This window comes from Kribbella lupini (assembly GCF_039529595.1).
GTDB lineage: Bacteria > Actinomycetota > Actinomycetes > Propionibacteriales > Kribbellaceae > Kribbella > Kribbella lupini.
In genome coordinates, this window is sequence record NZ_BAAANC010000001.1 from 2444218 (window position 1) to 2464548 (window position 20331).

Genomic DNA, 20331 nt, shown 5'->3' on the forward strand with positions numbered 1-20331 from the left:
CGACTCGCCCGGGCGTGTCGGGGGATATTCGGTCGCCGCGTGGGTACCGACGGGCCTTCCTCAGTCGGCGAACGGCTTCGGCCGGTCGTGGACCGCGATCTCCTCGGAGCGTCGGGCGCCTGCTGATTCCGTGGCCCTGAAGGGAGTTCACCATGCGGGACGATCCGCCCGTCGCCGCGATGACCGAGATCGCCGCGTCCACTTCTCCCCTGCCCGACCGCGCGAGAACGCTGCTCGAGAGACTCGATCGATGGGTGCCCTTCGACGCCGCCTGGGTCGCGCTGACCGATCCACGGGCGAAGGTCTACGCACCCATCGGCAGCTCCGGGCTGGACCGGTCCGTCACCGCCTACCTCGACCGTCCGGCGGTAGCGGAGGAGATCGAGCTGACCGGACTCAACCGCGACCGACCGCCGGTCAGTACGGCGGACCTGCCGGTCGGCGTCGACGAACTGGCGACCTGGACCGAGTGCCTCGCGCCGGCCGGTTTCCGGGAGGCTCTGGGCGTGCCACTGTTCGAGCCCTGTGGCCGCCACGTGGGAATCCTCGGCCTCCTGTACTCCAGCAGAGAGCCACCGGCGCCGGCGACGCGCGACCGCCTCGGGCAGCTCTCCCCGCTGATCGCTCGGGCGCTGTCCCCGATGCGTTCGCTGCTGTTCACCGCGCGCATCGTGCAAGGTGCCGTCGCGGGAGTGGTCCTGCTTCAGGACGGCACCACCTCGCCGCTGTCAGGCCTCGACGACCACGCGCTCCTGATCGCGGAGTCGCCGGTCGTGGAGATCGCCCGGGGTACGCTCCTGGCCGGGCAGGTCTACCGGTCGTTCCTGTGGCCGGTGGAGGACGCGGGCGACCACGTGCGGATGACCGTACTGGCCGCGTCCGAGCTCCCTGATTTCGTACTGGGCGTACTCCTGGTGACGCCCGACAGCGATTCCCGGGGCCTCACCCCGCGCGAGCTCCAGGTGCTCGGTCTGCTGGTGGAGGGCAGCTCCAACCAGCAGATCTCCACGCGGCTGGCCGTCGCTCCCCGTACTGTCGCCACCCACGTCGAGCACCTCCTGAACAAGTTGCAGGCGGCAACGAGGACGGTCGCCGCGGTGCGGGCCGAGCGGGAGGGCTGCTACGTCCCTCCCGCTCCGTCACCCACTCACCCAGCGGGACGGAAGACGGCACGAACGCACCCGTCCTCCTTGTCCTTGAACATCCGGTAGCCCTTCGGTCCGTCCTCGAGCGGCATCACGTGCGTCGCGAGGTGCTCGGTCCGCACCTCGTCCCGGCTCATCCGCTCGAGGATCTCCGGGATGTAGCGGTGCCCGTGCTGCTGGGCGCCCCGCAGGGTCAGCGCCTTGTTCATCACCGCGCCGAGCGGGAACTTGTCCACCAGACCGGCGAAGACGCCGAGGGTGAACACCGTCCCGCCCTTGCGGCAGGCGTAGATCGCCTCACGGACCGCCGCGGGCCGGTCGGTCTGCAGCCGCAGCTGCTGCTTGACCTGGTCGTAGAGGTACTGCGGGCCAGGGCTGTGCGCCTCCATCCCGACCGCTTCGATGCACACGTCCGGTCCCCGGCCTCCGGTCAGCTCGCGGAGCTCGGCCGGAACATCGGCCTTCTCGTAGTCCAGCGTCTCGGCCCCGATGTACGTGCGGACCTGCTCCAGCCGGTTGTCGAACCGGTCGATGACGACGACCCGCTCGGCCCCCATCAGCATCGCCGAGCGCGCGGCCATCTGGCCGACGCCTCCCGCACCCCACACCGCGACGACATCACCAGCCTGTACGCCGGCCTGGTGCGCTCCCGTCCACCCGGTGGGCGCCGCGTCCGAGGCGAACAGCGCCCGCTCGTCGGAGACGTTGCCGGGGATGGGGAACGCGCCTTGATCGGCGTACGGCACCCGGATGTAGCGGGCGTGGCTGCCGGCCCATCCACCCATCGCGTGCGAGTAGCCGTAACACCCGCCGATCGACTGGCCCCACAGGGCCTCGGTGATGCCCGGGTTGGGATTGCCGTTGTCGCACAGCGACCACAGGCCCTGCTTGCAGTACCAGCACTGTCCGCAACTGGTGAAGGAGACCACGACCACGCGGTCGCCCACCTGGTGTTTGGTGACCCCGCGACCGACCTCGGCAACGGTACCCATGAACTCGTGACCGAGGACGTCACCCGCCCGCATGGCCGGGATGTAGCCGCCGACCAGGTGCAGATCCGAGCCGCAGGTCGCGCTCAGCCCGACCTCCAGGATGATGTCGTGGTCGTTGAGGATCTTCGGCTCGGGGACGTCCTCGACCCCGATCTCGTTGACCCCGCGCCACGTCACCGCCTTCATCGCACACCGGCCTTCGGCGCGGCCTTGGTCCACGACTCCAGCAGCACGCCTCCAGGAGTCGCCGTACGCCGGCCGTGGGGCGCGGGATCGACCGCAAGCACCTCGCCCACCTCGATCAGCTGCTTGGCCTGGCGCAGCGCCGACCGCAGGTCCGCCTGCGGATCGCTGCCACGCAGCCGGTTGAGCGCGCCGCCCGAGGACGACTGCTCCCGGTCGCGCAGCCGAACCGCCAGCTCGGTGCCCTTGCTGCCGGCAGCGGGACGGATCCGGACCTCGATCCGGTCACCGAACTCGGCCAGCGGAGCGGGCAGCTTCGCGGCGTCCAGCTCGGTCGGGTCCCGCAGTACCGTCACCACGAGCCACCCGGACGCCGGCTGACTCCCGCCCGCGGGCCGGCCGCCGGACGGATCGACAGCCGAGCGCAGTTGCCGGACCAGCGTCCCGCCGGCCCGCGCGGCCAGCGACGCCGCGTTCCCGATCGACGAGTTCATGCCCGGCCTCCCGCGCCCGCCGACTGCGGCGCCTTGGCGAACTCCTCCACGATGCGTCCGCAGAACGCCGGCAGGTCGTCCGGCGACCGGCTCGTGGTGATGTTGCCGTCGGTCACGACGTCCTCGTCGACCACCTCGGCCCCCGCGTTGCGCAGATCGGTGCGGATGCTCGGCCACGACGTCAGCCGGCGGCCCCGCGCGACGTCGGCCTCGACGAAGTTCCACGGCCCGTGACAGATCGAGGCGACCGGCTTGCCCGACCGGACGAAGTCGCGGACGAACTCCACCGCGGCGGGTTCCATCCGCAGCTTGTCGGGGTTGACCGTCCCGCCCGGCAGCAGGAGCGCCTCGTACTGGTCCACCGACACCTTGCCGACCAGCTGGTTCACCACGAAGGTGCCGGCGTCCTCCAGATCGTGGTCGCGGGCCTGGATCTCCCCGCTCTTGATGGACACGACCTCGGTGACGGCGCCGGCGTCGTCCAGCGCCTGCCGCGGCCGCTCCAGCTCGACCCGCTCCACGCCGTCGGCCGCGAGGATGGCGACCCGGCGTCCTTTCAGAACCGTGCTGGTCATCAGGCACCTGCCCCGGCCATCGAAGGATGCAGGACGATCTTCGTCCAGCCGTCGTCGCGCTTGTCGAAGTGCTCGTAGGCCTCCGGCGCCTGGTCCAGCGGCAGCTCGTGGCTGACGATGAACGACGGCTCGGCCTTGCCCGCGGCGATCAGGTCGCGCAGCTGCCGGTTGTACTTCTTGACCGGCGCCTGCCCGCTGCCGATGTGCTGACCCTTGAACCAGAACATGCCGTAGTCGAAGGCGAGCTTGCCCTGCTTGGCCAGCTCGTCGGAGGCCCCGGGATCCTGCGGCACGAAGACGCCGACGTTCCCGATCTTCCCGGTGAACCGCACGGAGGCGACCAGCCGGTTCATCGTCAGGTTCGGCTGCTCCTCGCCGCCCGGCTCGTGCGCCTGGTAGCCGACGCACTCGCAGCCGTTGTCCGCACCCAGCCCCATCGTCTCGTCGAGGACGGCCTGGACCGGATCGACCTTCGAGTCGTCGATGGCGATCGCGCCGATCGACTCGGCCAGCCGCAACCGGTCGGGATGCCGGTCGACGACCATCACCTTGCCGGCGCCCCGGATGGTCGCCGAGAGCGCGGCCATCAGCCCGACCGGGCCGGCGCCGTAGATCACCGTCTGGTCGCCCGGCTGTACGCCGGCCATCTCGGTCGCGTGGTAGCCGGTCGGGAAGATGTCGGCGAGCATGACGTAGTCGGTCTGCCGTTCCTCGGCGTCCTCGCCGAGGCGCAGGCAGTTGAAGTCGCCCCACGGCACCCGCAGCAGCTCGGCCTGTCCCCCGCCGTACGGGCCCATGTCGGCGAAGCCGTACGCGGCGCCCGCCAGGTTCGGTTCGGGCTGAGCGGTCAGGCAGTAGTTCGTGAGCCCCCGCTCGCAGTTCTTGCAGTGCCCGCACGCGATGTTGAACGGCAGCACGACCCAGTCGTCCACGCGCACCTTGTCGACCCCGTCGCCGACGTCGACCACCTGACCCAGGTTCTCGTGGCCGAACCAGCGACCGGGCTCGAAGTCCGTCCGGCCTTCGTACATGTGCAGGTCCGAGCCGCAGATGTTCGCCGACGTGATCCGCACCAGGACGTCGGTCGGTCGTTCGATCTTCGCGTCCGACACCTCCTTGACGCTGATCTTCCCCGGTCCCTCGTACACCACTGCCTTCATGCCGCCTCCTCGTCGCGGATTCGCCGTACTGTGCTGATCTCTCCTTTCCATTACAGGCAGCACCACGTGCTCCCCGGTATCGGCAGAACTGCCGACAATCCCGCGGGCGCAGGTCTCCACGGCCGGCGTCTGCATCGGACCCTGATGGGTACAAGAACGCCTGACAACCGAGGGAAGGAGTGCCCGATGGCGGGGCCGGCGCTGACGGCCGTCTGGTTTCAGGCCGGACTCTGGGGACTGCTCGCCGGCGGGGCCCTGGTCATCGGTGCTGCCGTCGCCTGGTTCGTCACGGTTCCCCGGTCGGCGGTCGCCGGCATCATGGCCTTCGGTGCCGGGGTCCTGATCTCGGCGCTGGCCTTCGACCTCGTCGACGAAGCGGAGTCGACCGGCGGCCTGCGGCCCACGGTGGCCGGGTTCCTCGCCGGGGCCGCCGCGTACGTCGCCGCCAACGTCGTACTGGCCCGGCGGGGCGGGCGGCACCGCAAGCGGTCGGAGGATCAGCAACCTTCGGAGGAGGAGCAGAAGGGCAGCGGGGTCGCGATCGCCGTCGGCGCCCTGCTGGACGGCATCCCCGAATCGGTGGTCCTCGGGCTGTCCCTGCTCAGCGGCGAAGGCGTCGGCGTCGCCGTGCTCGTCGCGATCTTCATCTCCAACCTGCCCGAAGGCCTGTCGAGCGCCGCCGGGATGAAGCGCAGCGGCCGGTCCGCGGGCTACGTCTTCGGTGTCTGGTGCGGCATCGCGATCGCCAGCGGCCTGGCCGGCCTGCTCGGAGCACTCTTGCTCGACGGCGCGTCCCCAGCCACCATCGCCGTCATCACCGCCGTCGCCGCGGGCGCGATCCTCGCCATGGTGGCGGACACGATGATCCCCGAGGCGTTCGAGCGCACCCAGCTCTACACCGGCCTGATCGCCACCGTCGGCTTCATCACCGCCTTCACCGTCGAACGACTGGGATAGGCGGGGCCGGTCCGGCTCAGGAGCGGCCAACTCCGCGGAGCAGGGTCTCGACGACAAGATCGGCCGCCTGGGCGGCCTCGAGGTGGGTGAGGTCGTCGGCCGCGACCTTGGTGACCTGGCGCAGCAGGCCCTCGATCCACCCGTCGGGCAGGTCCGCGCGGAACAGTTCTTCGTCGACGCAGCGGCGGATGAAGGCGTCGAGGCGATCGCCGAGCTCGCGGCGCCGGACCGCGGTCGCGGGGTCGGCGGCCATCTGGTCGAACGCGACCGGCCAGCGCCGGGTGGCCTCGACGATGCCCTCGACGTAGCGGTGCAGCGCCACCGCCACCGGCGCCTCGGTCAGCCGGGCGTTCTCGAAGGCGATCTCGACGGCGTCGTACCGCGCTGTGTAGATCGCGGCGAGCAACGCCTCGCGCGACTCGAACTGCCGGTACACGGTCCGGCGGTCGACGTCGGCCTCCGCCGCGATCCGGACCATGCTCGCGCCCGGATCGGCGGCCAGCAGCCGCGCGGCGGTGCTGAGGATCTTCTCGAGGTTGCGTGCTGCGTCTGCTCTCACTCCCCCAGCCTAGCCTGCGTGACAGTACGAGTCGCTACCGCATCATCGCTGTTGTCTTCTAGAACCTAAATGCTACAGTGATGTGACAGAACAAATCTGGAGGAGACGATCATCATGAGCAAGACCTGGCTGATCACCGGCAGCTCGCGCGGCCTGGGTCGCGCGCTGACCACCGCCGTGCTCGACAGCGGAGACCGCGTCCTGGCGACCGCCCGCCGTCCCGAGCAGCTCGACGACCTCGTCAAGCAGTACGGCGACGCCATCCACCCCTTCGCCCTCGACGTCACCGACGCCGCGGCCGCCCGGTCGGCCGTCCAGACCGCCGTGGACGTCTTCGGCGGCCTGGACGTGGTGGCGAACAACGCCGGCTACGCGAACAGCGCCCCGATCGAGGAGATCGCCGAGGACGATTTCCGCGCCCAGATCGAGACCAACCTGTACGGCGTCGTCAACGTCACCCGCGCCGCGCTGCCGCTGTTCCGCACCCAGCGCGGCGGTCACTTCCTGCAGTTCTCCTCGATCGGCGGCCGCGCCGGCGGCACTCCCGGGATGGGCGCCTACCAGACCGCGAAGTTCGCCGTCGAGGGCTTCTCCGAGGTGCTGAACAACGAGGTGAAGCCCTTCGGGGTCAAGGTCACGATCGTCGAGCCCGGCGCCTTCCGCACCGACTGGGGCGGCTCCTCGATGACGCTGCACCAGGTCGGCGCGGACTACGAGTCCACCGTCGGCCAGATCAACCGCTACCGCGCCGAGACCGACGGCAAGCAGCCCGGCGACCCGGCCAAGGCCGCCCGCGCGATCGTCGACATCGTTGCCCTCGACAACCCGCCGTTGCGGCTGCTGCTGGGCAAGGACGCGCTCGAACACGCCGACAAGGCCTCCAGGTCCCGCGCCGAGGAAGCCGCCCGCTGGGCCGACGTCACCACGTCGACCGACTACTGAACCCACCAACCACTCGACCCCTGGGCACGCTGACCGCGGCCTAGGTCCCGAAAGAAGCGTTTCGATGTCCACCCCCGCCCCGGGCCGCGCCCGGACCGTAGCACTCGCGCTCATCCTCGGCTGCCAGCTGATGATGGCGCTCGACACCTCGATCATCACCACCGCACTCCCCCACGTGCAGCGCGACTTCGGCTTCACCCAGGCCGGCCTGTCCTGGGTCCAGAACGCCTACGTGCTCGCCTTCGGCGGCCTGCTCCTGCTCGGCGCCCGGGCCGGTGACCTGCTGGGTCGCCGCCGGGTGTTCGTCGCCGGGCTGGCCCTGTTCACGGCCGCGTCGCTGGCCGCCGGTCTCGCGCAGAGCGCCGAGTGGCTGGTGGCCGCCCGCGCGGCGCAAGGCGTCGCGGCGTCGTTCGCCATCCCGTCGACGCTCGCCCTGCTGGTGGCCAACTACCCCGACCCGGCCGGACGGACCCGCGCGATCGCCTTGTACAGCGCGGTGATCGGCGCCGGCGGCAGCGTCGGGATCGTCATCGGTGGTGTGTTCACCGACCTGCTGTCGTGGCGCTGGGGCATGCTCGTGAACGTCCCGATCGGGATCGCGATCGTTGCCCTCGCCTTCCGGTTCCTGCCCGAGACCGAACGTCGTACCGGCACCTTCGACCTGGCCGGCGCACTCACCTCCACCGTCGGCATGAGCGCACTGGTGTTCGGCTTCATCCGCGCGGCGGACGCCGGCTGGGCCGACCCGGTGACGATCGGCTCGTTCGCGCTCGCCGTACTGCTGCTGGTCGCGTTCGTACTGGTCGAACGTCGGGTCGCGCAGCCCATCACCCCGCTGCGGCTGTTCGCCAGCCTCGAGCGTTCCGGCGCGTACGCCGGGCGCGTGCTGATCGTCGGCGCGACCTTCTCCACCTTCTACTTCCTCAGCCAGTACCTGCAGGGCGTGCTCGGTCTGACCGCGCTGGAGACCGGTTTTGCCTACGTCCCGATCACCGGCATGTTCTTCGCGATGGTGTACGTCGTACGACCGCTGGTGACTCGGCTCGGCCGCCCGGTGCTTCTGGTCGCGTCGCTGGTCGTGGCGCTGGCCGGCATGACCTGGCTGGCCCAGATCCACGCCGGCTCGACGTACTTCCCCGACATCGTCCTGCCCCTGCTCGTCATCGGCGTCGGTCAGGGCATCGCCATCATCCTGATGACCCAGGCCGGCGTCGCCGACGTCGCGCCGCAGGACGCGGGCGCCGCCTCCGGCCTGGTCAACGTCGCCCACCAGCTCGGCGGCTCCCTCGGCATCGCCGTCCTCACGATCGTCTTCGCCAAGGCCGCCGGCGACACCCCGAACCCCGCGCAGCTCGCGGCCGGCTTCCACGCCACCTTCACCGGCGCGGCGGTCTTCTTCGTCCTGGCCCTGATCCTCGCGGTGGTGATGTTCCTGGGCTCCCGGGCCTCCGCCCGCCGCAGCGCCGCGCTCGGCGACCGAACCGTGGCGATCGGTGACCACGCGATGACGCGCACCCGCTGAAAAACCCTGCTGCACAAGGAATCACAGCCCCTGAGCTGGGGTACCGGGCCATGGATCGAGGTACGGAAGGAGCACTGCCATGAGTACGTTCGATCCGTGGAACTACCGGGAGGACGCCGGTTACACCCCCGGGACCGACATCGTCGGGTACAAGATCGCCGCCACCGACGGAGACATCGGCAAGGTGGACGAGGCGACCAACGACATCGGCTCGGCGTCGATCGTCGTCGACACCGGACCGTGGATCCTCGGCCGCAAGGTCCTGCTGCCGGCCGGTGTGGTGCAGCGCATCGACACCGCCGAGGAGAAGGTCTACGTCGACCGCACCAAGGACGAGATCAAGGACGCGCCCGAGCACGACGCGGACAGCGGCGCCGACCGCGACTACCGCGACCGGGTCGGCAAGTACTACACCGAGTACTACACACCCGGACGCTGATCCGAAGCACTCCGGCCCGGCACGATCGTGCCGGGCCGGAGCCGTTCAGACAGCGCGTTTCAGGAAGGCCAGAGCAGTCTCGGCGACCTCCTGCCAGCCGTTGTCGATCGTGAGGGCGTGACCGCGTCCCTTGATCTCCGCGATCTCGGTGACGCCGGGATTGTCCTGCTGCTGCTTGAAGGACGCGTTGGCCACTGCCCACGGGACGGTGTTGTCGAGCTCGCCGGAGATGATCAGCAGCGGCCCGCGTTCGGGGTTGTCGGTGTCGACCTTGGCCTCCGTCCACGGATTGAGGTTGGCGGCCGCGGCCTGGAACAAGGGCTTGCCGGGCGCCGGTACGGCGTACGTCTCGTACAGGTGCTCGGCTTCCTTCTCGTCGACGGCATTCGCGAAGGCGAAGCGGAACTGGTCGAAGGTGAGCGGCACGGCGCGGTTGCGGTTGGCCGGATTGCCGAGCACCGGGAAGGCCGACTTCAGCGCCGAGATCGGCAACGGCAGGACGCCCCGGAACGGCGCCGGGTCGATCGCGACCGACGCCGCCGCAAGTCCGCGGCCGGCCAGGATCTGCGTCAGCAGACCGCCGAAGGAGTGCCCGACCAGGACCGGTTTGGTGTCCAGCCCGCGGATGATCTCCTCGTAGTGGTCGGCGACGTCCGCGATCGACTTGCCCGCGAACGCTTCCGGGTGGGCGTTGCCCTCGGCCACCGTCTCGGGATCGTCGGGCCAGCCGGGCGTCAGCGCGACGTACCCGTTCTGCTCGAACAACGTCACCCACCGGTCCCAGCTGCTGGGCAGCAACCACAGCCCGTGGATGAAGACCACCGGCGGTCGCCCGGTGTCGTTCGCGTGCCGGCACTGCTCCAACTCGTGCTCGGTGATCGTGCGGGCCGCTGCGGCGTCGGACATGAAAGCTCCTGGCGTGGAAGATGCGAACGGGATGGTCAGACGGTGGTGATGAGACCGCCGTCGATGACGAAGTCGCTGCCGTTGACGTTGCCGGCGCGGTCACTGGCCAGCAGCAGCACGAGATCGGCAACTTCCTGCGGCGTCGTGAAACGGCCGGTCGGGCTGTCGGCGGCAGCGCTGCCCGCGACCTCGTCGGGACGCAGGCCGCGGGCTTGCGCGATGGTTTCGGCGACGCCACCGGCTCCCAGCCACAGATCGGTCTGCACCGGACCGGGACTGATCGTGTTGACCCGGACGCCGCGAGGACCGAACTCCTTGGACAGCGACTTCGACAAGTTGAGCAGGGCACCTTTCGCGGCGCTGTAGTCGATCACCGCCGGGTCGGGCAACGAAGCGTTGACCGAAGCAACAGTCACGATCGCCGGTGCGGGCCGCCCGAGCAGGTGCGGCAAGGCCGCCCGGATGCTGCGGACCGCGGCCAGGAAGTTGATCGTCAGCGTGGCCGTCCACTCCTCGTCGGTCACGGCCAGGAACCCGTCGAGCCGCGGCCGTACGGCGCCAACGTTGTTGACCAGGACGTCGATGCCCTGGTGCCGCTCGACGGCCTGTTCGATCAGGTACGCCGGTCCGCCGGCCTCGGTCAGATCGACCTTGACCACGGACACCGGGAAGCGGTCGGCGAGCAGATCGAGCTCGTCGCTGCCGTGCAGCGCACCGGCCACGACCGTGACGCCTTCCTCGGCCAGCGACCGGGTGATCGCCAGGCCGATGCCCTTGCTGGCGCCGGTCACCACGGCGATCTTGCCGGTCAGGTGCAGCTCCACGTGCTCTCCTCGGCGTCCGTACGGCGGTTCCGCGGCCGCTCGCGCGCGGACGGCCGGCCTGTCGTCCCCGACGGTACGGGCGGCGGGCCCCACGCCGACACCACGTGATCACGTAGTACGAATCGCTTGCCGCCCGGCCGTCCGGCGAGCGACGATGAGTCCAGTTCGTGCCTGGGGATCCGGCAGCCGCGTGGCGCCTGGAGCGTTTTCACCCGACGCCGGAGGGGCCGTGGACGACGCAGGGAACCGAACCCGTTCGGGAGCGGTGCAGCACGTGCTCGACCGGGTCGAGAGCGGCGGCCACCGGTCAGGCACGGTGTCCGAAGCGATCCAGCGCTCCTGGCAGCGGTCCGCCGACGCCGGGCTCCCCGCCGACCACGTCGCGGTCCCGTTCGACGCCGACGTCGACAACGACGGCAGGCTTCGCTGGGCCGCCGCGCCGGTCCTGGCCGCGGTCAGCGCCGACCTGTCCGACCTTCCGGTGGCGCTGCTGCTCAGCGACCACACCGGACACCTGGTCGAACGATGGACGAGTTCGAGCAAGACCTCGGACCTGATGGACACCATCGGCGCCGCCCCTGGCTATCTCTGCCGCGAGGAACTGGTCGGCACGAACTCGATCGGCCTGGCCCTGCTGACCTCCGGCCCGACCGTCGTCCGGGGCTTCGAGCACTACGCCGACAACCTGACCGCTGTGTCGTGTGCCTCGAGCGCGGTCGTCCATCCCGCCACCGGTCAACTGCTCGGCGTCGTCAACGCGACCTGCCCGGGAGGCATCTACAACGCCGTCATGCCCGCGCTGGTCGGACGCGTCGTGGCCGAGACGAGCCGCCGGCTGCTCGAGGAGTCCCGCGTCCCGTCACCGGTCCTCCGCGCGGCGTTCCTCGACGCACGCCGTAGATCGAAGGGCGCCCTCGCCGCGATCAGCGCCAACACCATGTTCTTCAACACCGCCGCCGGCCCGATCCTCACCGCCCCGGCCGACCGCGTCCTCCTGTGGGACTGGGCCGAGCAAGCGATCCGAGACCACAAGGGATCCCTCGAGGCAGCCGTCCCCTACACCACCGGCGCCAGGACCACCCGCTGTCTCCCCGTGTACGACGGACCGACGCTGGCCGGGGCCATCGTCTGGATCGGCCGCCGGACCGGGCTCGGCCCAGCCACCGAGGCAGCCACCGACGCCACCACCGACCGCTGGTCCAGGCTCACCGACTCCGAGCGAACGATCGCCGAGCACGTGGCCCGCGGCCTCACCAACCGGGAGACCGCCGCCCTCCTGTTCCTGTCCCCCCACACCGTCGACTACCACCTCCGCCAGATCTTCCGCACCCTCGGCGTCCGCTCCCGGGTCGAACTGGCCCGCACGGCCGACAGCTCGGTACGCCGTTGACGAGAGCTACAACGTGACCGTGTCGGCGTAGATCAACCGCGGGACCTGCACCGCTTCCCGATCGGCCGCCGGAGGGTCGCCGTCGAGCAGTTCGTGCTCTTCGACCAGCACACGCCAGGTCGACTCGTCGCCGCCCGGCCGCCGCAGTCCGGGGTAGCCGAGCGCGTCGCCCGCCGGCGTACCGGCTTCTGGTGGGAGCACCACCGACCCGGTCCAGGTCGCCCGGTAGGTCGTGGATTCGTCGACGCTCACGGCAAGCAGCAGGGACGACGAGACGGTCTCCCACGCCAGGTCGCCGGTTCCCGGCGGCCGGCTCTGGATCGTCGCGCGCACTGTGCGCGTCTGCTGCAGCCGCGCCGCCTGGACCGCGGCGGCACCAGTCGGACTGTCCGCACTCAACTGCTCCCCCGGCAACCCAGGGATCGGCCCTCGCGGACGCAGCCAGTTGACCACTCCGGTCAACGTCACCTGGACGTGCTGCGCGTCCGGACGCCCCACGGTGAGCGTGCGTGTCGGCAACGGCTGCACCCAACCGGTCAGTGCGACCGGCGACAGCGAGTTCCCCTCGATCGAGTGCGGCTGGTAGCGCGCGACGGCAAGCCGGACGAACGGCCACAACGCCGGAGTCTCCTGCAACGCGATGTCGGCGAACCACCGGCGGGACGCCTCGTCGTACTCCGGCTGGTAGCCGAGCACCCGCACTTCCGGGTTGTGCTGGACGTCGCGCAACGCGACAGCCGCCGCAACGGCGACAGGGTTTCCTGGTTCATCGGTCCACCCGCGGTCGCGTCCGCCGAGCACCTCACCGTGCAGCGGCGGGCGGATGTCGACGCTCTCGGCTGCTCCGGTCTCGACCGCGTCCAGCACGAGGTGGTCGAAGGCGAGCAACGGCGGGACGGTCGGATTCGACGTCCGGCCGCCGTCCTGTACGACGGGGTCGGCCGCCCACAGACTCGTCGCGCCGTCGGGCGCCTGCAGCGCCTTCGGCCAGCGCAACCACGAACCGTTCTCCTCGAACCACTCGTCGGGGTCGAAGACCAGTACGCCGAGCAGCTCGCCGTCGCCGGACGAGTACCACGGTCGGGCCAGCCACACCCGCACACCCGAGCGGCGGACCTTTCGGAACGCGAACGGATCGTCGGGTTCGGTCTGCTCCTCCCACCGCAGCAGCGGCACCGCGTCGAGCACCACGGGCGCGGCCGGCCGCGCGGACGAGAGGATGTCGAGTGTCACCGGCTCGCCCTCCACCGGCTCCGACGGGAGCTGCGACGGTTCGAAGTACTCGCCGTAACGGGTGGTGCCGCTCGGCACGTACGTCACCCGGCGGTAGTGCGTGTCCTCGAACGTCTGCAGCATCCGGTGGAACCCGACGCCGCCGAGCGCTGTCGCGAGCGCGCCGGTCGGCTGGAAGTCGTACAGGAACAGGACGCCCGTCCGTTCGCCCTCCCCGACCGGTGACCGGACGACGACATCCGACTTCGACGCCTCCTGCGGACCCGCCGCCGCGACGTCGTCGACCTGCTCCGTCCAGCTCGCCCGTACGACGAGCAGGTCGGTGCTCGAACCGTGCACGTCGACCAACCCGCTCAACGCGGCCACCGCGCGACCCGGTGGCCGCAGGAAGACGCCGAGCGCGGAGAGCTTCGGAGGGCGCACCGGAGTAGGCACCGCATGCACCAGCCGGACGTCGACCGATGGCGTGAGCCACCACGTCCAACCGGCCGAGGTCGCACGCATCAGAGCGGCGGCGGCAACGACCTCGTCGGTGGTGTAGCCGTCGGACGGGTCGGCAACGCTCGCCAGGTGCGAGCGCCACAGGCCGAACTTCTCCAGCTCCTTCACGTCGACGGTGCTCGACAGCGCGACCCGCACCTGTTCACCCGGCGGGACGGTCACCAGCACCTGGTGATCTTCGACCCGCGCCGACAGGACGTCGCCGCGTTCGACCACGAGCCTGAGCGGCTGCAGCGACGGCCACTGTCCCGGATAGGCCACCGAAACCGCTTGCAGGGCACGCGGTTCGAGCAACGCGTGCGGCGCACCGGCTGCGTAGAACGTCAACGAGACACCAGTGGCGTAGGGATCGGGTAGGTACGGCAGCCGGAGAGCATCGGTGTCATGGACGACGTACTGACCCTCGCCGATGGGTCGACCTCGATCAGCGGTGATCTCGGCGAGCGTCGCTCGGTTCGGCGATCCGGTGTCCGCGCCCGGCCGGTCGACCAGCGCGATCCCCGGTTGCTCGTCGAGCGCGTTCGGGTCGCTCAGGCTGGGCACGAACTGGTCGAGCAGCGTCCCGCGCTCGGCCAGCGCCACGGCGTACAGGCGCTGGATCTCGGCCGCGTCGCCGGTGCCGATGGCGGTGTCGAAACGGCCGGCGGTCTCGGCTTCCAGTTGCGTCGCCTTGGGTGGGGCAACGTGCCGTTCGGCGGTGGGCCGGGTGTCCGGGCCGGGTGCGTCGGGGATTCCGCTGCGCACCACGAGGTGGGCGGGCTGCTCGCCCGTCCCGAGCAGTTGCCGCGGGACGAGCGCCGGCGCCGGGACAGGTTCCCACCGCAGGTAGGGACGCGGCGCGGTGACGACCGATCGAGCGGCTCGTCGTACGTCGTCGGGAAGCTGCAGGTCGTCGTTGCGCGCCAGGACGGCGAACTCGTCCGCGCCGATCCGCAGCTGCGGCCGGACGCGCAACTGCTCGCGCGACTCCGCGAGGATGCGTGCCGCCGCTTCGACCTCGTCGACCCTACGTGGCGCGCTCTCGTCCGTCGAAGCCTCGGCCACCAGGTCCTTCAGGATCGCGTCGACCCGCTCGTCACCGGAGAGCAGCTCGTCGGGCAGCGCATCAACCGGTTGTGCAACTGCCCGCAGATGCTCGACGATCGCCGTCCGCCGGGCCTCCGCGATGCCGCCACGATCGCGCTGCGCGTACATCTCGCGAAGCCGGTCGAGATGCGTCCGGGCCGCGTCGACCGCGGCGTCGTCCGGGCCGCCAGGCAGCCGCCGCTCCGCAGGGATCTGCGGCACCGAGTTGCCCGCCAGGTCAACGGCGAGCACCCGAAAGCTGTACGACGTTCCGTACCGCAGCCGAGGCAACGACCTCGGTTCGACCCGCGTCGTGATGTGCGCCCCGTCGATCGGCTGGTCCGGCGAGGTCTCGGTGACGACCTCCGTCGAGCCATCGGGTCCCGGGGGCTCGACGTGGACGATCGTCAGTCCGGGCCGTGGCGCCGACAGACTCCAGCCGTCCCAGCCGGCGACGACCTCGTGCAGGTAGTACCCGTTGACGGTGTCGCCCGGGGCCCGGTTGAGGGCCGAGAGTTGCAGGAACCCGACGTCGGGTTCGTCCGCGAGGACGGGGACGCCGCCCGGCTCACCGGTCACGGTCACGCGCCGACGGTGCAGGCTGTGCCACTGCTTGGTGACGTCGTCCCACACCTCGACCCGGATTCCCCGCACCAGGTCGTCGAGCAGCAGCTCACGATTGCCGTCACCGGCCAACTGCTCCGCCTGCTGCACGCGCTCGCGAACCTGGGCGGCCCGATCACGACGCGCCAGTGCGAAGCCGGTGGCCCGCAGCGTGCCGGGCGCGGACGTCGCCGGGTCGCCGTTCGCCTCGCCGGCGTACTGCCGCACGAGGTTGCGGGTGTACTGATCGAGCTTGAGCCCGGACGCGTCCGGGTCGGCGTCGAGCACCACCCACTCGTCGTCGCCGAGCGGCAGCGCCCCGCCCACCCACGCATCGGTCGACCGCGCGGCGAACACCGGACCGTCCACCACGACCGCCGTACGGCGTGGTGGCAGCACCTCGAGATCGGCTGCCGGCGACGTGACGGTCACGCTCACCCAGGTGGCACCCGCGAGCGCGGCCCGCGCACCCTCGGCGTCGAGGCCGTCCAGGACCACGTCGACCGCGAGACCGAGTCGGCGCAGCAGCGCGGGCGTCGAGCCGAACGACCCGGCCTTGGCGTGGAAGTCGTGGTCCGGCCGGTCCAGGCGCGGGGTCGGTGGAGCCTCCGGCTCGGGCTCGGTGCGCGGTTCCTGCAGCGGTTGCTCCGGCCGTTCGTAGTACCGGCGCATGGCGTGCGCGTCGACGATCAGCTGCAGCTGCGGGTTCGCCGCGAGGTCCTGACCGACCAGCGCGTCCAGCTGCCGGGTGACGCGAAGGTCGGCCTCGGGATCGTCCAGCAGCACCTGGACCGGTGACGGCCGGTCGGAGATCTCCGAGTCGTAGTCCGGCAGGGGCGGGAGCTGCCCGTCGTGCCCGTGCTCCGGGTCGGCGTCGGGCGGCTCGGTGAGCGGACCGATGGTTGTCAGTGCGTCCCGCAGCCGCTGGGCCGCGACCTGCAGCGGGCGGCGTCCCCGGACAGGTGCGTCCGCGAGCAACCGGACCAGCGGGCCTTCCTGATCCAAGCTCGCGAGTGTCTCCAGCAGACCGGTCGCGATGGGGTTCCCGTCCAGACCTGGTCGTCGCATCGGTGACCCGGTGATCGCCGCGAGGTGCAGGTCCACCGCGTGATCGCTCAGCCGGCTTGCCGGGTTGGTGTGCAGTGTCTCGCCGGACAGCGCCGGCGTCGGAAAGGCGGCGACCGGGGTGCTCGACGGCAGCACGGCTGCCCAGGAGGCGGCGTCGGGGCTGGACACGACCCGCAGCGGCAGAGCGGCGTTGGGATCGAGCGACGTGGTCAGCGACAGGCTGCACCCCGCGAGAGTGCCCGGCCAGTCCGCAGCGGTCGGGAAGTCGGAGAGCACCGCGCCGTCCACCAGCTTGTGGGTCAGGAAGACCGTGAGCTGGTACGACGCGTCGTCCGCCAGCGAGTGCGGCAACGCGGTCGCCATGACGGTGGTGGGCATGGCTTCTCCTGTCTCAGACCGGCGCGAACGCGTCGCAGTACAGCGACCAGTCGGCGTTCGTGCCGTCGGCCGCGGGTGGCATCACCTGGTACATCGTCGGGTCGCCCTTCGAGCCCGCGAGCCGGCGCTCGACCGAGATCTCGACCGAGGCGGAGAAGAACAGCACCTCGACCTCGACCACCAAGGAGGCGCGGCCGATCAGCTTGCCGGTGTCGAAGTGGTACGTGAGCGACAGCTCGAGCGTGATCGACGCACTGACCAGACCGAGCACGTCGACCTCGCCGCGGATCCGGAAGTACGCCGTCAGCAGCCCCTTGTCGGCTTCGAGCCGCAGATAGACGCCGACGGCGATCGACACCGACCCGGACGCGACCCCGAGATCGACCGACAGGCAGGCGCACGCCTCGAGCCCGAGCTCGAGCAGCACCAGCCCCTTGGGCGAGGCCCGCAGCCCGAGCCATCCGCCGCCGCCGATGCACATCACGGTGAGCCGGAACGGCGCGTCCTTCGCGCAGAAGTGGAACCCGACCGTCATCGCGTCGCCGAGGAACGGCACCCGGGCGTCGGCCCCGAGCGCGATGTTCTCCAGGCTGAACACCCCGACCGAGACGTTGGGCAGGGTGAGGTCGAAGCCCGCCGTCACACCGGCCGGCGTGACGTCGACGCACGGCGGATCGGAGAAGCCGTCGAACGGGATCAGCTCGCGCAGCCGGTCGACGAAGCCCAGCGGGCCGAGGAAACCGATGCCGCCGAAGACGACGTCGACCTCGGGCTTGCCCACCGAGCCGGCGTGGAAGGCGATCCGCCGGAACTTCAGCTTCATCAGGCCGCCCGGCCCGTCACCGATCAGGTTGAGATCGAAGTCGACGAGCTCCGCGAGGATGTCCACCTCGGGTGGCGCGGTCGCCGACGCCCTGACCTCGACGTCGATGCGCAGGGCGTGGTCGACCTTGGGCTGGAAGAGGTTCGGTACGCCGATCTGTGCACCCCACGGCTGAATGTCGGGCCGCCACCGCAGCCGCGCCGTGACCTGTCCCCCGACGACGCCCTCGAGCAACTTGGCGAGTTCGCCGGCATCCGCGGCGAGCGCGGTCAGCGTCTGCAGCATCCGCACCGGTTTCGCCAGCGCCGACCGCACCGCAGCCGGTACGCCGGGTACGCCGATCGCGTCCCCCAGCAGCCCCAGCTCGCTCGAAAGCGTGAGGGCGGCGGGGCCAACTGCACCCGTCGTACCCGGCAAACCCTGGACGGCGGTGATGAGCGCGTCGAGGGCATTCCTGAGGCCGACCAGCCGGGCATCCAACGCGTCCTTGGCCTGCTGGGCAACGGCGCGTGCCCCGTCGTGGGCCGCCTCGGTGACCTCCCGGGCAAGGCGAGCCTCGGCGTTGTCCAGCTCCGCCTTCAACCGCTGCGCCTCGGTGACCAACTTGGTCACAGCGTCGAGGGTGTCGGACACGAACGCCGGCGCCTCCGCGAGACTTCCGCCCTGCGGCAGCAGGTCGAGCAGGCTGAACAACCCGAACAGTTTGGGCATCGCACCGGACAGGAACGACTTCGGATCGAACTGACCGGCATCGAACGCCGAAGGACCGTTGCCGTTCTCCCCGATCGCGCCGAGCGCGCGGGAGATCCCTCGCACCGAGAGGTTGGGGGCGACGAACCCGCCGGAGCGGTCCGATCCGTTGGTGAAGTCGACAGCAGGCGCCGTGCTCTTCAGGGCGAGGACGAGTTCGCCGGCGTTCGGCATACCGGGCACGGGCTGGGCGTCGAGGGCGCGGGCGGGCAGCCCGTCGGCAAGGTACGGCTTGGCGAAGACGAGGTCGACCGCCGGTGCCTGCGGGGCCAGGTGCCGCATCGACGGAACGACCGCCCGGGTCTCGGTCAGGAACGGCCGCGAGGTGACGTTGGCCGAGTCGATCTCGGCGTCGAAGATCAGGTGCGCGACCTCGATCGAGGTGTCGCCGGCCTTGACCGTCGGAGCGACCGCGAGAGTCTGGCCGCGACCCTGGATCTGCCGGACCGGGAAGTAGCGCGGCGCCGCCTCCTCCGGGAACCGCACGAACACCTGCTCGTTGTCCTTCTCCGCCTGGACGAACACGAGCGGCGCCGCCCAGCTGCGGGTCTGGCCGCCGCGGTCGACGGTGGTGAGCGTGAACGGGAACGGCCGCCCGCCGCGGAAGGGCACGAACGGATGCCCGCCGCCGACCGGCTTCTCGAGGTCCGGCGTGACCAGCGGACTCACCGAGATCCGGCCGAACGGGTTGTCGCGCTCGGCCGGGTCGTAGTCGCGAACGGGCTGGCGCAGGACGATGAACCGGCGCTGCCACAGGTAGGCGACCGGGCTGGCGCGATGCCTGACCTCGCGCTCGGTGATCTCGACCAGGTAGCACCGGTGCCCGAACGGGTAGAGGAATCCGGGGTAGGTGATGCGCACGTAACCGTCGCGACCCATGAACGCCTGGTGCCGGTAGTCGACGATCGTCGACGGGAACTCCCACGATCCCTTCCAGTCGAACCAGGCGCCGAGGCTGGAGAGCCGCAGATTCCTGACCTCCAACGGAGTTCTCGCGTTCCCGCGCTCTCCGCCGTGGGTCTGTTCGACGATCGCTTCCCGGTTCTCCCGGGTGACCGCCTGCGCGAACTCGGCCGGTTGACCGGGCCCGGGCGGCGGCAACTCACGGTCGCGGGTCCAGAGCGCGCGGACGATCCGCTGCTCGTCGTTGTCGTCGTCGAAGCCTTCGTCGGTCCTGACGCTCAGCCGGGTGCGCCAGAGCTCGGGGCGGCCGGCGGGACCCTTCGGCGTACTGTCGTGGCGGAACGCGCCGCGCTCACTCGGCGAGACGATCAACCGGTACGGCGCTTCGATGGCCGTCTCCAGTTCTCCCGGCGGCTCGCTCCCGCGGTCGCCCAACGCCTCCCCGGCCGGCGTCGCGTTGGGTGCGACCCGCAGGCGCAGTACGGCGATCGCCTCGAGCACATCCCTTACTGTGTAGGGAATCCGGGTACCCTCGGGCACCTCGTACACCAGCCTCGTCGGACCGGCCGCGACGTGGCTCGACGGGGTGTTCGGGACGGCCGGAGCCGGTGGCGGTGCGCCGGCGTCCCAGACCTGCTCGCCCAGGTGCTGCGTCGGGAAGTGCACGACGAGGAGCGCGTCGACGCCGGCCACGAGTTCCGAACCGCCCTCGGCCGGCTCGATCGTGCAGCCGTACGCGACCAGCCGAAGATCGATCAGGTCGTCCGTGCGCAGCAGGCGAACGTCGACACGCTCGCCCCCTGGCCCGTCCTCGGGCCGACCCCCCATGTGCGGCACCCCCTCCGCGACGTTGCACCACCGACAATGCAGACCGCGCAGCCTGCCGTCAATGGCCGAGGCTCAGTCGCTCCTCGCCGCG

At 70.7% G+C, this 20331-nt stretch carries 15 protein-coding genes; 6 read left to right on the forward strand and 9 right to left on the reverse strand.

Annotation, left to right across the window (positions count from 1 at the left end; all coding sequences use genetic code 11):
- The first annotated feature begins 152 nt into the window (after positions 1 to 152).
- The gene (locus ABD235_RS11270; protein WP_344172830.1) at positions 153 to 1211 is read left to right on the forward strand and encodes a response regulator transcription factor; all 1059 of its coding nucleotides are present in this window, start codon (positions 153 to 155) and stop codon (positions 1209 to 1211) included.
- On the opposite strand, the gene ABD235_RS11275 is transcribed toward ABD235_RS11270, so the two are convergent.
- The 4 genes from ABD235_RS11275 to ABD235_RS11290 are packed head-to-tail and all read right to left on the reverse strand — an operon-like array spanning position 1148 to position 4549.
- Entirely contained in the window at positions 1148 to 2323 is a 1176-nt protein-coding gene (locus tag ABD235_RS11275) for a zinc-dependent alcohol dehydrogenase (protein ID WP_344172833.1), read from the reverse strand. The genes ABD235_RS11270 and ABD235_RS11275 overlap by 64 nt on opposite strands.
- Positions 2320 to 2814, reverse strand: a complete 495-nt coding sequence (locus ABD235_RS11280) for a hypothetical protein (protein WP_344172835.1) — start codon at positions 2812 to 2814, stop codon at positions 2320 to 2322. Before ABD235_RS11280 ends, ABD235_RS11275 begins: the two co-directional genes overlap by 4 nt.
- Positions 2811 to 3389, reverse strand: a complete 579-nt coding sequence (locus ABD235_RS11285) for a type 1 glutamine amidotransferase domain-containing protein (protein ID WP_344172837.1) — start codon at positions 3387 to 3389, stop codon at positions 2811 to 2813. Before ABD235_RS11285 ends, ABD235_RS11280 begins: the two co-directional genes overlap by 4 nt.
- A complete protein-coding gene (locus tag ABD235_RS11290) occupies positions 3389 to 4549 on the reverse strand; it encodes a glutathione-independent formaldehyde dehydrogenase (protein ID WP_344172839.1) in 1161 nt (386 codons plus the stop codon). Before ABD235_RS11290 ends, ABD235_RS11285 begins: the two co-directional genes overlap by 1 nt.
- 186 nt (positions 4550 to 4735) lie before the next feature.
- On the opposite strand from ABD235_RS11290, the gene ABD235_RS11295 reads away from it, so the two are divergent.
- The gene (locus ABD235_RS11295; RefSeq protein WP_344172841.1) at positions 4736 to 5506 is read left to right on the forward strand and encodes a ZIP family metal transporter; all 771 of its coding nucleotides are present in this window, start codon (positions 4736 to 4738) and stop codon (positions 5504 to 5506) included.
- A gap of 16 nt (positions 5507 to 5522) precedes the next feature.
- On the opposite strand, the gene ABD235_RS11300 is transcribed toward ABD235_RS11295, so the two are convergent.
- Entirely contained in the window at positions 5523 to 6065 is a 543-nt protein-coding gene (locus ABD235_RS11300; RefSeq protein ID WP_344172843.1) for a TetR/AcrR family transcriptional regulator, read from the reverse strand.
- 114 nt (positions 6066 to 6179) lie between these two features.
- Here ABD235_RS11300 and ABD235_RS11305 point away from each other — a divergent pair, with 114 nt between their 5' ends.
- From ABD235_RS11305 to ABD235_RS11315, 3 genes are all read left to right on the forward strand, one after another.
- Positions 6180 to 7007 (forward strand): oxidoreductase, encoded by an 828-nt coding sequence (locus ABD235_RS11305; RefSeq protein WP_344172845.1) that lies wholly within the window; start codon positions 6180 to 6182, stop codon positions 7005 to 7007.
- 64 nt (positions 7008 to 7071) lie between these two features.
- Positions 7072 to 8529 carry an MFS transporter gene (locus tag ABD235_RS11310; protein ID WP_344172847.1) on the forward strand — a complete coding sequence of 486 codons (1458 nt, stop codon included), beginning with the start codon at positions 7072 to 7074 and terminating at the stop codon, positions 8527 to 8529.
- A gap of 79 nt (positions 8530 to 8608) precedes the next feature.
- A complete protein-coding gene (locus ABD235_RS11315) occupies positions 8609 to 8968 on the forward strand; it encodes a PRC-barrel domain-containing protein (RefSeq protein ID WP_344172850.1) in 360 nt (119 codons plus the stop codon).
- A gap of 45 nt (positions 8969 to 9013) precedes the next feature.
- On the opposite strand, the gene ABD235_RS11320 is transcribed toward ABD235_RS11315, so the two are convergent.
- Positions 9014 to 9874 carry an alpha/beta hydrolase gene (locus ABD235_RS11320; protein WP_344172852.1) on the reverse strand — a complete coding sequence of 287 codons (861 nt, stop codon included), beginning with the start codon at positions 9872 to 9874 and terminating at the stop codon, positions 9014 to 9016.
- 35 nt (positions 9875 to 9909) lie between these two features.
- Entirely contained in the window at positions 9910 to 10698 is a 789-nt protein-coding gene (locus ABD235_RS11325) for an SDR family NAD(P)-dependent oxidoreductase (RefSeq protein WP_344172854.1), read from the reverse strand.
- A gap of 229 nt (positions 10699 to 10927) precedes the next feature.
- On the opposite strand from ABD235_RS11325, the gene ABD235_RS11330 reads away from it, so the two are divergent.
- Positions 10928 to 12088: a LuxR C-terminal-related transcriptional regulator gene (locus ABD235_RS11330; RefSeq protein WP_344172856.1), complete on the forward strand. Its 1161-nt coding sequence runs from the start codon at positions 10928 to 10930 to the stop codon at positions 12086 to 12088.
- Between the two features lie 6 nt (positions 12089 to 12094).
- On the opposite strand, the gene ABD235_RS11335 is transcribed toward ABD235_RS11330, so the two are convergent.
- Together ABD235_RS11335 and ABD235_RS11340 are read right to left on the reverse strand one after the other, a co-directional pair.
- Positions 12095 to 16936 (reverse strand): hypothetical protein, encoded by a 4842-nt coding sequence (locus ABD235_RS11335; RefSeq protein WP_344172858.1) that lies wholly within the window; start codon positions 16934 to 16936, stop codon positions 12095 to 12097.
- 13 nt (positions 16937 to 16949) lie between these two features.
- Positions 16950 to 20240 carry a hypothetical protein gene (locus ABD235_RS11340; protein ID WP_344172860.1) on the reverse strand — a complete coding sequence of 1097 codons (3291 nt, stop codon included), beginning with the start codon at positions 20238 to 20240 and terminating at the stop codon, positions 16950 to 16952.
- Positions 20241 to 20331 lie beyond the last annotated feature (91 nt).

What these genes read in the sequence shown, in the direction of transcription:
- ABD235_RS11270 (WP_344172830.1), top strand. Translation starts at nt 153, where the DNA reads ATGCGGGACGATCCGCCCGTCGCCGCGATGACCGAGATCGCCGCGTCC.
- ABD235_RS11275 (WP_344172833.1), bottom strand. Translation starts at nt 2,323, where the DNA reads ATGAAGGCGGTGACGTGGCGCGGGGTCAACGAGATCGGGGTCGAGGAC.
- ABD235_RS11280 (WP_344172835.1), bottom strand. Translation starts at nt 2,814, where the DNA reads ATGAACTCGTCGATCGGGAACGCGGCGTCGCTGGCCGCGCGGGCCGGC.
- ABD235_RS11285 (WP_344172837.1), bottom strand. Translation starts at nt 3,389, where the DNA reads ATGACCAGCACGGTTCTGAAAGGACGCCGGGTCGCCATCCTCGCGGCC.
- ABD235_RS11290 (WP_344172839.1), bottom strand. Translation starts at nt 4,549, where the DNA reads ATGAAGGCAGTGGTGTACGAGGGACCGGGGAAGATCAGCGTCAAGGAG.
- ABD235_RS11295 (WP_344172841.1), top strand. Translation starts at nt 4,736, where the DNA reads ATGGCGGGGCCGGCGCTGACGGCCGTCTGGTTTCAGGCCGGACTCTGG.
- ABD235_RS11305 (WP_344172845.1), top strand. Translation starts at nt 6,180, where the DNA reads ATGAGCAAGACCTGGCTGATCACCGGCAGCTCGCGCGGCCTGGGTCGC.
- ABD235_RS11310 (WP_344172847.1), top strand. Translation starts at nt 7,072, where the DNA reads ATGTCCACCCCCGCCCCGGGCCGCGCCCGGACCGTAGCACTCGCGCTC.
- ABD235_RS11315 (WP_344172850.1), top strand. Translation starts at nt 8,609, where the DNA reads ATGAGTACGTTCGATCCGTGGAACTACCGGGAGGACGCCGGTTACACC.
- ABD235_RS11320 (WP_344172852.1), bottom strand. Translation starts at nt 9,874, where the DNA reads ATGTCCGACGCCGCAGCGGCCCGCACGATCACCGAGCACGAGTTGGAG.
- ABD235_RS11335 (WP_344172858.1), bottom strand. Translation starts at nt 16,936, where the DNA reads ATGCCCACCACCGTCATGGCGACCGCGTTGCCGCACTCGCTGGCGGAC.
- ABD235_RS11340 (WP_344172860.1), bottom strand. Translation starts at nt 20,240, where the DNA reads ATGGGGGGTCGGCCCGAGGACGGGCCAGGGGGCGAGCGTGTCGACGTT.